The sequence below is a fragment of the Acidovorax sp. SUPP2539 genome (genome assembly GCF_030158975.1).
GTDB lineage: Bacteria > Pseudomonadota > Gammaproteobacteria > Burkholderiales > Burkholderiaceae_C > Paracidovorax.
On the sequence record NZ_BQXJ01000006.1, the window covers coordinates 194432 to 205852 of the forward strand.

Genomic DNA, 11421 nt, shown 5'->3' on the forward strand with positions numbered 1-11421 from the left:
GGCGCAAACGGCTTTGAAGGGGCTTGGAAGGGGTTTGCCCGGGGAGGTGCAAAGTATCGAGTGCTTTGCCGTTGCGGCAAAGGTCTTTGCCGAATTGCTGTTGGTCAGCGGGCGCACCGATTCCTAAGATGGCCCCTTTTGCCGCGTGCCCGATCGGAGTGCTCCATGCGATTCGTGAATTTCACCCGTTGCCTGCTCGTTGCGTTGTCGCTCGCCGCGACGGCCGGCGGGGTCTCTGCGCAGGCCTGGCCCAGCCACCCCGTGCGCGTGATCGTGCCGTTTCCGGCCAGCGGGGCGACCGATCTGGTGGCGCGCGTGGTCACGCAGCGCGTGTCGCAGGACCTGGGCCAGCAGATGGTGGTGGACAACCGGCCCGGCGCGGGCGGCACCATCGGCGCGGCCGAGGCCGCCAAGGCCCCGGCCGACGGCTACACGCTGCTGCTGACCACCAGCAGCACGCATGCGATCTCGCCCCACCTCATGCCGCGCCTGGCCTACGACCCGCGCAAGGACTTCACGCCCGTGGCCCACGTGGCGGACGCCGCCAGCGTGCTGCTGGTCACGCCCTCGCTGCCCGTCAAATCGGTGGCGGACCTGATCACCTACGCCAAGGCGCACCCCGGCCAGCTCAACTACGCCAGCAGCGGCAACGGCACCATCGTGCACCTCAATGCCGCGGCCTTCAGCGCGCAGGCCGGCATCGAGATGACGCACGTGCCCTACAAGGGCACGGCCCAGTCGATCGCCGACCTGGCGACGGGCCAGGTGCATGTGCTGTTCGACTCGATTCCCACCGGCATGCCCCACGTGAAGAGCGGCCGCCTGCGGGCCCTGGCCGTGACCAGCCAGCAGCGCAGCGCGCTCGCGCCCGAGCTGCCCACGCTGGCGGAGTCCGGCCTGCCCGGCTATTCGTCGGTGACCTGGTTCGGCGTGTACGCGCCGGCTGGTGCGCCGCCCGCGCTGGTGGAGCGCATCCACCAGGCCTTCGCCAAGGCCATGCAGGCCCCGGACGTCATCGCCAGCCTGGCCAAGCTGGGCGTCGAGCCGGCCCGGCCCAGCACGGCCGCACAGTTCGCCGCCATGGTGCAGGCCGACAGCGCACGCTGGGCCGCCGTGATCCGCGAGCGCAAGATCACCCTGGAACAATGAGCCCGCCCCGAGCGCCTTCCCCAACCCAAGGAGACAAGACATGACCCAAGCGCCCCCACCGAACGCCACCGCCCTCGACTGGGGCCAGCCCTACGCCTCGCAGCGCAGCCCCGTCATGGGCCGCAACATCGTTTCCGCCTCGCAGCCCCTGGCCGCCCAGGCCGGGCTGCGCATGCTGATGGCCGGCGGCAACGCGGTGGACGCGGCCATTGCCACGGCCATGGCGCTGACGGTGGTGGAACCCACGGGCTGCGGCATCGGCAGCGATGGCTTCGCCATCGTGTGGGATGGCCAGGAACTGCACGGCCTCAATGCCTCGGGCCGCTCGCCTGCGGCCTGGACGCCCGAATACTTCGCCCAGCGCGGCGGCATTCCCGAATCCGGCTGGAACGCCGTGACGGTGCCCGGCGCGGTCTCGGCCTGGGTCGCGCTGTCGAAGCGGCTGGGCAAGCTGCCGTTCGCGCAACTGGCGCAGCCCGCCATCGAATACGCGCGCGGCGGCTTTCCGGTCTCGCCCATCATCGCCACGCAGTGGGCGCTGGGGGCGGACCGGCTGGGTGCCCAGCCGGGTTTCGCGGAGTGCTTCATGCCCGGCGGGCGGGCGCCGCGCGCGGGCGAGATCTTCCGCAGCGAAGCGCATGCCCGTACGCTGGAGTTGATCGCCGACACCGGCGGCGAGGCCTTCTACCGCGGCACGCTGGCCCGCCAGATGGCCGCCCATGCGCAGGCGAATGGCGGCGCGATGACCGAGGACGACCTCGCCGCGCACCAGGCCGACTGGGTGGGCACGGTGAGCCAGCCGTTCGGGGATGCGGTCGTCCATGAAATCCCGCCCAACGGGCAGGGCATCGCCGCGCTGATCGCGCTGGGGCTGCTCGACGCCGTGGGCATCGGCACGCGCCCCGTGGACGACGTGGAGACGGTGCATGCCAGCATCGAGGCCATGAAGCTCGCGCTGGCCGACCTGTACGAGCACAACGCCGACATCGACGCGATGCGCGTGGCGCCGCGCGACCTGCTGGACCCGGCCTACCTGCGCGAGCGTGCCCTGCGCATCGACCCGGCGCGCGCGGGCGATCCCGGCCATGGCGCGCCGCGCCGCGGCGGCACGGTGTACCTGGCGGCCGCCGATGCGTCGGGAATGATGGTGTCGTTCATCCAGTCCAACTACATGGGCTTCGGATCGGGCGTGGTGGTGCCGGGCACCGGCATCAGCCTGCAGAACCGGGGCCACGGCTTCAGCCTGGTGCCGGGCCATGCCAACGAGGTGGGCCCGCGCAAGCGCCCCTCGCACACCATCATTCCGGCGTTCGCCATGCATGCCGACGGCACGCCGCGCATGGCCTTCGGCGTCATGGGCGGCCCCATGCAGTCGCAGGGCCACGTGCAGATGACGCTGCGCGTGCTGCGCTACGGCCAGAACCCGCAGGCCGCCGCCGATGCGCCGCGCTGGCGGGTCACCGGCGGCCGGGGCGTGGCCGTGGAGCCGGGTTTCGATCCCGCCGTGCTGGCCGAACTGCGCGCGCGCGGCCACGAGGTCACCGTGGAGTCGGGCCACGGCGTGTTCGCCTTCGGCGGCGCCCAGCTCGTGCTGCGCGAGGGCGGCATCTACATCGCGGGCTCGGACCCGCGCAAGGACGGGCATGCCGCCGCGTTCTGAGCAGCGCGTCCGGCACCCGCCATCGCTCGATGCCGCCAGCCGCTCAGGCCTTGGGGGGCCGGCGGCGGCCGGGCGGTGAGGGCTTGGCGGGCCTGGCCGGCGGGTGCAGGGAGGCCTGGTTGGCTTTCAACGAAAAGTCGCACGCCTGGGCCGCCAGGTCGACCATGCGCCGGATCGGCAGGCTGAAGCTGTCGGCCCGGTAGACCGCGCTGTAGACCATGGGCGGCGGCATGGGATTGCTTTTGACGATGCGCAGCAGCCCTTGCCGGATGTCCTCGCGCACGTAATCCAGTGCCAGTTGGCTGATGCCGAAGCCGCTGATGGTCAGCTCGCGCAGCACCGTGGTGCTGTTGGTGGCGAAAACCTGGTTGAAGCGAAAGCCGTGCTCTGCGCGCCAGGCGGCGTAGAAGCGGTTCTTGGAGGCACCGGTGGACTGCTCCAGCATCGGGTAGGCCTCGAACTCGTGCGGCAGCAGCGGCCGCTTCGGGATCTGCAGGCGCGGGCTGGCCACCCACAAATCTTCGACCTGCCCGACCTTCACGGTTTCGTACTCCGCGCCCCAGAACGTGCCCGGCATGATGGCCAGGTCGATGCGGTTGGCCTCCAGTCCCTCGAACAGTTTCAGCCCCGCATCCACCACCGGCTCCAGCATCAGCGCCGGGTGCTGCTCCTGCACGCACTGGATGAACCGCGTGAGCCAGGTGAGCGCCGTCAGCTCGGTCACGCCCACCCGGAAGGTGCCGCGCAGCGGATGGTCGGCGCTCACCTCCTGCTCGATGCGAACCCGCAGCCGCTGCGATTCCTCCGCCAGCGGCACGAGCTGCCGTCCGGCATGCGTGAGTTCCAGGCCGCGCGGCGTGCGGTGCAGCAGCGGCGTGCCGCAGCTGGTCTCCAGCTCGGCCACGCGCTTGGAAATGGCGGACTGGGTGGTGTGCAGGCGCGCTGCCGCGGCACTGAAGCTGCGAAGCCGGGCGCTGAGGAAGAACGCTTCGAGTTGCCGGAAGGTGATGTTCATGCCGCGCCACTGTACGGCAGCCCCGCTGGGCAGGAAGAAATGGAATGGCCGCACCTGCCAATTACTCATTTGTGCCGCTGCAGTGCGCGCCGGATACTGGCCCTCACCCCGGTCCGCCGGCCTTTGCGAACACCGCCCTTTCCATGCTCCACATCGCGCCCCGCCTTCACCGCATCCAGCCATCTCCCAGTTCCATGGCGGGCCAGCGCGCCCGCGCCCTGCGGGCGCAGGGGCGGGACATTCTTGGCCTGACGGCCGGCGAGCCCGACTTCGAGACGCCCGAGCACATCCGGGAGGCGGCCGTCCGCGCCATGGCCGCGGGCCAGACGCGCTACACCGATGTGGGGGGCACGCCGGCTCTGCGCGAGGCGATCGCGCACAAGTTCCGGTCCGAGAACGGGCTGGACTACGGCGTGAACGAGATCATCGTGGGCACGGGCGCCAAGCAGGTGATCTTCAACGCCTTGATGTGCACGGTGGCCGAGGGCGACGAGGTCATCGTGCCGGCGCCCTACTGGGTGTCCTATCCCGACGTGGTGCGGCTGGCGGGCGGCGTGCCCGTGTTCGTGGAGGGGCCCGAGGCGCTCGGCTTCAAACTGCAGCCGGCCGACCTGGAGCGGGCCATCACGCCCAGGACGCGCTGGCTGGTCCTCAACTCGCCCAACAACCCGAGCGGCGCCACGTACTGCGCCGCCGAACTGGCCGCGCTGGCCGACGTGCTGAAACGGCACCCGCATGTCTGGGTGCTGACGGACGACATCTACGAGCACCTCATCTACGACGGCGCCGCGTTCGCCACCATCGCCCAGGTGGCCCCCGCGCTGAAAGCCCGCACCCTCACAGTCAACGGCGTGTCCAAGGCCTATGCCATGACCGGCTGGCGCATCGGGTACGGGGCCGGGCCGGCGGAACTCATCCAAGCCATGGTCAAGCTGCAGTCCCAAAGCACCTCGGGCGCCAACGCCATCGCGCAGGCCGCAGCGGTGGCGGCGCTGACGGGCCCGCAGGATTTCGTGGCGCAGAGCCGGCGCATCTTCCAGGAGCGCCGCGATACCGTGCTGCAGGCGCTGAACGCCATTGACGGCCTGCACTGCCACCGGCCGCAGGGCGCCTTCTACCTGTTTGCCTCCTGCAGCGCGTTGTGGGGCCTGCGCACGCCCCAGGGCACGCCCATCCGCAGCAGCGACGACTGGATCCTGCACCTGCTGGAGTCCGAAAACCTCGCCGCGCTGCAGGGCAGCGCTTACGGCGTCGGTACGCATTTCCGCATCTCGTTCGCCGCCGGCACCGACGAGTTGCTGGAAGGATGCCGGCGCATCGCCCGCGCCCGTGCATCGCTGGTCGCCTGATGCCTCGGCCACCCCGTCTCCCGCTCCGCCCCGTCCCACCACGCCCCGTTCCAAGGATCGCCATGAACCGCCTGTCGCTTCGCCCCTTCCTCGCCCTCGCCTCGGTACTCGGAGTGGCCGTCGCGCTGCAGGCCACGGCCGCGCGGGCCGCGGACCCGTTTCCCTCCAAGCCGGTGCGCATCGTCGTCGGCTTCTCGCCCGGCGGCTCCAACGACATCGTCGCGCGGCTGATCGCGCCCAAGCTGGCCGACGCCCTGGGCCAGCCGGTCGTGATCGACAACCGGCCGGGCGCGGGCGGCAACATCGCCGCCTCGGCGGTGCTGTCGGCACCGCCCGACGGGACCACGCTGCTGATGTGCACCACGGGCACGCTGTCGATCCAGCCGCACCTGGTCAAGTCACTGCCCTTCAATCCCGAGACGGATCTGCTGCCCGTCACGCAGATCGCGAACGCGCCCTACCTGCTGCTGGTGAATGCCGCGCTGCCGGTCAAGACCGTGGGCGAACTGGTCCAGTACGCCCGGCAAAGGCCCGGCGAGCTCAATTTCGCGTCGTCCGGCAACGGCACGGGCGGCCACCTGGCCGGCGAAATGCTCAAGTCGCGCGCGGGCATCGACATCGTGCACATCGCCTACAAGGGCACCGGCAGCGCCATGGCCGACGTGCTGTCGGGCCAGGTGTCGATGATCTTCGACCAGCCGGTCAGCTCGATGCCGAACGTGCGCTCAGGCAAGCTGCGGCTGCTGGCCGTGGCCAGCGCCCGGCGGCTGCCCGGCTTTCCCGACGTGCCGACCGTGTCGGAGACGGGCGTGCCGAATTTCGATCCGGTGACCTGGACGGGCCTGTGCGCCGCCAAGGGTACGCCGCCCGCGGCCATCGCGCGCGTGCAGCAGGAAGTGGCCAAGGTGCTGGCCATGCCCGATATCGCACAGCGCCTGGTGCAGGACGGCCTGGAGCCCGTCGGCAGCACGCCACGGCAGTTCCGGGAATTCCTGGTGGCGGACAAGCAGAAGTGGGGCCGCGTGATCCAGGACGCCGGCGTCAAGCTCGACTGAGCGCCTGGGGCGCCCCGCCTCGGCCCGACCGCCGTTCCGAGTCAGGGGAATGGCAGGGGCTAGCGCGTCTCGCGCACCGTGAGCCAGGCGCTGGCCGCTCCGCTGAGCACGATGGCCGCGATGCCGGCCAGCGACCAGGCATCGGGCACGTGCCGGAACAACAGCCAGCCGGCCAGCATGGCGAAGCCGATCTGGCTGTAGAGGAACGGCGCGATCGTCACCGGCGTCGTGCGCGCATAGGCCTTGAGCAGCAGCATGTGCCCCACGGCGCTCGACAGGCCCATGGCGAACATGCCGGCCCACAGCCACGGGTCCGCGATGGCGGTCCAGGCGAACGGCACGCCCACCGACACCAGCGCCGCGGCCAGCCAGCCGGTGTAGAGCTGCGTGGTGGCAGGGCTCTCGTGCCCTGCCATCTTGCTGCTGATGACCTGGTAGCCCGTGCCGGTGGCCAGCAGGCACAGCGGCCAGAGCATCGCCCAGGTGAACGCCTCGCCCCCCGGGCGGATGATGGCCAGCGTGCCCGCCAGCCCCAGGACCACCAGCGCCCAGCGCGGCGCGCTCACCCGCTGGTGCAGCCACAGCGCCGCCACCACCGTCACGCACAGCGGCGTGGCCGCCACGATGGCGGTGAACTCGGCCAGCGGCAGGTGCTGGATGCTGATGAAACCGAACAGGCTCGTGGCGGCGAACAGCACCGCGCGCAGCGCCTGGAACCGCGGCTGCGTGGTGCGCAGCACGGCCACGCCTTCGCGCTGCAGCACGAACACCGTGGTCAGCAGCGCCTGGAACAGGTAGCGCAGCCACAGCGCCATGAAGAGCGGCACGGCGGCGCTGACCCATTTGGTGGTGGCGTCCAGCACCGCGAAGCATGCGCAGGCGCCCACGGTGAGGCCGATGCCCGCGACGGCCGCGCCGCGGCTGCGCAGGGCGTGCAGCGGCGGCGGGGAAGGCGTCTCGGAGCGGTTCGTCACGGCGCGGGGCGGCCCGCGTTCAGTGCGCCGGCTGCGGGCGCTGCAGCAGCATGGCGTCGCCGTAGCTGAAGAAGCGGTACCCCTGCGCGATGGCGTGGCGGTACAGGCCCATCACATGCTCGTAGCCCGCGAAGGCGCTCACCAGCATCATCAGCGTGCTCTTGGGCAGGTGGAAGTTGGTGACCAGCACGTCCACGACCCGAAAGCCGAAGCCGGGCGTGATGAAGATCCGCGTGTCGCCCGTGGCCTGGCCGCTCAGGGCCCACGATTCGAGCGTGCGCACGGTCGTCGTGCCCACCGCCACCACTCGGCCTCCGCGCTGGCGGCAGCGCTCCAGCGCGGCCAGCGTGGCCAGGGGCACCTCATACCACTCGCTGTGCATCTGGTGCTCGGCCAGGTTCTCGGTCTTGACGGGCTGGAAGGTGCCGGCGCCCACGTGCAGCGTGACGCTGGCGCGCTCCACGCCGCGGGCCTCCAGGTCGGCCAGCACACCCGCATCGAAGTGCAGCGCCGCCGTGGGGGCTGCCACCGCGCCGGGGGCCCGGGCGAAGACGGTCTGGTAGCGCTGCGCGTCTTTGGCGGCATCGGGGTCGTCGCCGCCCTCCTGGTGCCGCTCGATGTAGGGCGGCAGCGGCAGGTGGCCATGCCGCTCCATCAGGTCGTAGGGCGTCTCGCCAGCGGGGCCCTGCAGCGCGAAGCGAAACAGCGGGCCGTCGTCCTCGGGCCAGCGCGACAGCAGCGTGGCGTCGAAGCCGCCACCGGCCAATCCGCCCGCCAGGTGCACCACGGCGCCGGGCAGGGGCTTCTTGCTCACCTTCATGTGCGCCACCACCTCGTTGCCGGTCAGCACGCGCTCGATCAGCAGTTCCAGCTTGCCGCCGCTGGCCTTCTCGCCGAACACGCGGGCCTTAACCACGCGGGTGTCGTTGAACACCAGCAGGTCGCCCGCGCGCAGCAGCCCGGGCAGGTCGCGAAAGACCCGGTCGGCCGGCTCGGTGCTGCGGCCGTCGAGCAGGCGCGAGGCGCTGCGTTCGGGGGCGGGGTGTTGGGCAATGAGCTGCGGGGGCAGCGTGAAGTCGAAATCGCTGAGCGTGAAGGTGCGGGGGCTGGCAGGCATGGGGCTTGAGGGCCGGACGGGCCCGTTCCAAGGAAAGAACGACCAAAAACAGCGGGCGATTGTCCCATGGGCCCCTGGGGCGGTGCTGGGCGCGGCTGCGCCCGCCCCTAGCGTGCCGACGGGCCGCTGGCGCCGGCCGGCGCCAACTGCTGGCGCAGGAACGCGATCACCTCGCGGTGGAACGCCGCATGGAAGGCGCTGCGGTCGAAGCCGGGCGCATCGCGGCAAAGGGCGGGCAGCCGCTCGGCCAGGGAGGCGGGGCAGGGCGCGAGGAACGCGAAGTGTCCGGCCTGGGGCACCCCGTGCCATTCGGGGGTAGCCGGCAGCGCGCGGCGCAGGGCCTCGACGCTGCCGGGCGTGACGCCATCGCCGCCCAGCGCGGAGGCCCACAGCTGCACGGGGGCCTTCACGGCCTGCAGTGTCTCGGGGGTGAAGAAGTTCAGCGGGTCGGCGATCACCGCGGCGCGGATGCGCGGGTCCGGCGCGGGCACCGCGGGCCAGGAGCGGTTGCGGATCTCGGTGCACAGCGGGATGGGCGAGCCGGCCGGGCACAGCTCGGGGCGCTGGGTGAAGTCCGGCACCGCGCCCAGGGCCACGAGCCCCGTGGTGCCGCCGCGCGAGAACCCGAAGAAGCCGATGCGCCCGGGGTCCAGCTCCGCGTGGCCGGGCCAGGCGCCCAAGAGGTAATCGGTGAGCCGCCGCATGTCGGCCGGCCGCGTGGCGAACGCCGAAAGCTGGCCCTGGCGGCTCAGGTCCTGCGCGTTGTCGCCCGGGTGGCTGATGGCCGCGACGGCAAAGCCCGCATCGGCCAGCGCCGCGGCCGTGTCGTGGTGGCTGAAGGCGGTGCCGCCCGAGCCGTGCGAGACGATGACCAGCGGCAGCGGTGCGCCCTGCACGGGGCAGTTGCGCACCGCCTCCAGGGTGAGCGGGCCGATGCCGACGGGCCCCGGCGGTGTGGCGCAGGGCGTCCAGACCGCGCCGCGCAATGCCGGGCCCTGGGCATCGGCGGGCACCTCGATCATGCGCAGGCCCGCCGCCTGGGTCACCCCGGCGGCCAGGGCCAGCAGCGGCAGGACCAGCCGTCTGGGCAGGGAGACGGCATGCGCCATGAGGGCGGCGACAGCGCGTGCCGCGCGTGCGCGGCGGGGCTCGGGAGCTAAAGGAGAGGTCATGGCGGGGCAGTGTGCCACCGCCATGCCGGCCGGCCTGCCAACGCCTTCTCGGCGCCGGTGCGGCCCGGCTCAGACCACGCGCAGCGAGAGGTCCGGCAGGCCGTCGATGTGCGCCACCATCAGGTCCCCGCGCACCACGGCGCCCACGTTCTCGGGCGTGCCGCTGTAGATCAGGTCCCCGGCCTTGAGCTCGAACGCCTGCGACAGGTTGCTGATCTGCTCGGCCACGCTCCAGATCATCTGCGCCAGGTCGGCGCTCTGCTTGACCGTGCCGTTCACCGACAGCGTGATGGCGCCTTTGGGAAAGTGGCCGGCCTGGGCCGTGCGGTGGATCGGGCCGATGGGGGCCGACAGGTCGAAGCTCTTGCCGATCTCCCAGGGCTTCTTCTGGTCCTTCATGTCGCTTTGCAGGTCGCGGCGCGTCATGTCCAGGCCCACGGCATAGCCGTACACGTGCTGCAGCGCCTGCTCCGGCGCGATGTTGCGCCCGCCGCTGTGCAGGGCGGCCACCAGCTCCACCTCGTAGTGGTAGTTGCGGGTGAGGTCGGGGTAGGGGTGGTCCACCGTGGTGCCCGGCGGCACGAGCTGCACCGCGTCGTTGGGCTTTTGGAAGAAGAACGGCGGCTCGCGCGTCGGGTCGGACCCCATCTCGCGCGCATGGGCCGCGTAGTTGCGGCCGATGCAGTAGATGCGGTGCACCGGAAAGACTTCGCGGCTGCCGGCGATGGGCACGGCCGGCACGCTCAGCGAAAACGGCGCGGGCTGGGACGGGGTGGCGGTCACGCTGGCGCAGCCTGCGGCCAGGGCGCCGCCCAGGGTGGCGGAAGAGGTCATCAAAAGGTCTCGGCGGTTCAGGTCCATGAAAGCGTCTCCGTTGTTCTGGTGAACCAGGAGATTAGGGGCTGCCGCCGCGGCGCACCCGGACGATTCAGCGCAAGACTTGGACGGAACCGGGCACCGCCACGGCCGTGCCCTGCAGTTCGCGCAGCCGCTGCGCGCGCCAGGCGCTGGGGCTCAGGCCGTGCCACTGCCGAAAGCGCCGGGCGAAATACGCTTCGTCGGCAAAGCCGCAGCGCCGCGCGATCTCGCCGATGCGCTCGCCCGTGGCCAGCAGCAGTTCCTGCGCCAGGGCCAGCCGGCGTTCGGTCAGCAGCTCGGTGAAGGTCTTGCCGGTTTCCTTTTTGATGAGGTGGGCCAGGTAGTTGGGCGACAGGCAGGCGGCCTCGGCCGCGTCGGCCAGCGTGGGGTCGCCGGCCAGTTCGCCGCGCAGGTAGCGCAGCAGCCGGGCCATGGCCGCGCGGCGGCTGCCGCGCTGCGCCTGGGCCGCGGCCAGCGCGCGCAACTCGCCTTCCCAGCGCTGGCAGGTCAGCGCCAGCAGCTGCAGCAGGCCACCGCGGATGCACGCCAGCGAGGCCAGGCGCCGCGCCGTGTTCTCGCGCTGCAGGGTGTCCAGCAGCGCCTGCACGGCCTCGAAGCCGTTTTCGTCGAAGGTGAAGTCCAGGTGCTCCTGGAACTGGAACGGCGCCAGCTCCGGCGCCAGGGCGAGCGGCACGTCTTCCAGGTCGAGCGGGTCCACGGCCAGGCCGGGCCACAGGAAGCGCTGGCTGAAGTTCACCACCAGCCAGCGCGTGCCCGGCGGGTGCGGCACGAAGTGCATGCGGTGCGGCAGCACGAAGCTCAGGGTGCGCGCGGTGAACGGCCGGGCCACGCCGCCGATGTGGTGCTGCGTGTGGCCTTCCAGGTTCACCTGGATCTGGAAATACTCGTGCTTGTGGGGCTGCGTGAGCGGGGCGCGGCCGCTCTGGTCGCGGATGTCGAAATCGAGGTGGCTGGAGCGCTCCACCATCGCATAGGTGCGCACGGCACCCGCGGGATCGTTGCTGGCGCGCAGCGGGGGCATGCGGGCGGCCGGTGTCGCGTCAGGGCCGGG

The 11421-nt window shown here is 71.6% G+C and carries 10 protein-coding genes; 4 read left to right on the top strand and 6 right to left on the bottom strand.

The features are described from left to right. The first annotated feature begins 165 nt into the window (after positions 1-165). Together AVTE2539_RS20730 and AVTE2539_RS20735 are read left to right on the top strand one after the other, a co-directional pair. A complete protein-coding gene (locus AVTE2539_RS20730; RefSeq protein WP_284413530.1) occupies positions 166-1149 on the top strand; it encodes a Bug family tripartite tricarboxylate transporter substrate binding protein in 984 nt (327 codons plus the stop codon). A gap of 40 nt (positions 1150-1189) precedes the next feature. Further along, positions 1190-2809, top strand: a complete 1620-nt coding sequence (locus AVTE2539_RS20735; RefSeq protein WP_284413532.1) for a gamma-glutamyltransferase family protein — start codon at positions 1190-1192, stop codon at positions 2807-2809. 43 nt (positions 2810-2852) lie between these two features. Here AVTE2539_RS20735 and AVTE2539_RS20740 read toward each other — a convergent pair whose 3' ends face one another. Next, complete coding sequence (locus AVTE2539_RS20740) at positions 2853-3824, bottom strand: LysR family transcriptional regulator (RefSeq protein ID WP_284413534.1); 972 nt, start codon at positions 3822-3824, stop codon at positions 2853-2855. Between the two features lie 143 nt (positions 3825-3967). Between AVTE2539_RS20740 and AVTE2539_RS20745 the strand changes: the two genes are divergently transcribed. Beyond that, complete coding sequence (locus AVTE2539_RS20745) at positions 3968-5173, top strand: pyridoxal phosphate-dependent aminotransferase (RefSeq protein WP_284413536.1); 1206 nt, start codon at positions 3968-3970, stop codon at positions 5171-5173. 62 nt (positions 5174-5235) lie between these two features. Further along, positions 5236-6228 (top strand): Bug family tripartite tricarboxylate transporter substrate binding protein, encoded by a 993-nt coding sequence (locus AVTE2539_RS20750; RefSeq protein ID WP_284413539.1) that lies wholly within the window; start codon positions 5236-5238, stop codon positions 6226-6228. 59 nt (positions 6229-6287) lie between these two features. Here the strand turns inward: AVTE2539_RS20750 and AVTE2539_RS20755 are convergent, their stop codons facing one another. The 5 genes from AVTE2539_RS20755 to AVTE2539_RS20775 all read right to left on the bottom strand — a co-directional run bounded on the left by AVTE2539_RS20755 (position 6288) and on the right by AVTE2539_RS20775 (position 11391). Further along, positions 6288-7166, bottom strand: a complete 879-nt coding sequence (locus AVTE2539_RS20755; protein WP_442867407.1) for a DMT family transporter — start codon at positions 7164-7166, stop codon at positions 6288-6290. A 55-nt stretch (positions 7167-7221) separates the two neighbouring features. Next, positions 7222-8319 (bottom strand): tRNA preQ1(34) S-adenosylmethionine ribosyltransferase-isomerase QueA, encoded by a 1098-nt coding sequence (gene queA, locus AVTE2539_RS20760; RefSeq protein WP_284413542.1) that lies wholly within the window; start codon positions 8317-8319, stop codon positions 7222-7224. Between the two features lie 107 nt (positions 8320-8426). Beyond that, complete coding sequence (locus AVTE2539_RS20765) at positions 8427-9428, bottom strand: alpha/beta hydrolase family protein (RefSeq protein ID WP_502868960.1); 1002 nt, start codon at positions 9426-9428, stop codon at positions 8427-8429. A gap of 132 nt (positions 9429-9560) precedes the next feature. After that, the gene (locus AVTE2539_RS20770) at positions 9561-10352 is read right to left on the bottom strand and encodes a fumarylacetoacetate hydrolase family protein (protein ID WP_284413544.1); all 792 of its coding nucleotides are present in this window, start codon (positions 10350-10352) and stop codon (positions 9561-9563) included. Between the two features lie 67 nt (positions 10353-10419). Continuing rightward, on the bottom strand, positions 10420-11391 hold the full coding sequence (locus tag AVTE2539_RS20775) for an AraC family transcriptional regulator (protein ID WP_284413546.1): 972 nt from the start codon (positions 11389-11391) through the stop codon (positions 10420-10422). Positions 11392-11421: the final 30 nt, after the last annotated feature.

Coding starts and splice junctions, on each gene's coding strand:
- AVTE2539_RS20730 (WP_284413530.1), top strand. CDS start 166: ATGCGATTCGTGAATTTCACCCGTTGCCTGCTCGTTGCGTTGTCGCTC.
- AVTE2539_RS20735 (WP_284413532.1), top strand. CDS start 1,190: ATGACCCAAGCGCCCCCACCGAACGCCACCGCCCTCGACTGGGGCCAG.
- AVTE2539_RS20740 (WP_284413534.1), bottom strand. CDS start 3,824: ATGAACATCACCTTCCGGCAACTCGAAGCGTTCTTCCTCAGCGCCCGG.
- AVTE2539_RS20745 (WP_284413536.1), top strand. CDS start 3,968: ATGCTCCACATCGCGCCCCGCCTTCACCGCATCCAGCCATCTCCCAGT.
- AVTE2539_RS20750 (WP_284413539.1), top strand. CDS start 5,236: ATGAACCGCCTGTCGCTTCGCCCCTTCCTCGCCCTCGCCTCGGTACTC.
- queA (WP_284413542.1), bottom strand. CDS start 8,319: ATGCCTGCCAGCCCCCGCACCTTCACGCTCAGCGATTTCGACTTCACG.
- AVTE2539_RS20765 (WP_502868960.1), bottom strand. CDS start 9,428: ATGGCGCATGCCGTCTCCCTGCCCAGACGGCTGGTCCTGCCGCTGCTG.
- AVTE2539_RS20770 (WP_284413544.1), bottom strand. CDS start 10,352: ATGGACCTGAACCGCCGAGACCTTTTGATGACCTCTTCCGCCACCCTG.
- AVTE2539_RS20775 (WP_284413546.1), bottom strand. CDS start 11,391: ATGCCCCCGCTGCGCGCCAGCAACGATCCCGCGGGTGCCGTGCGCACC.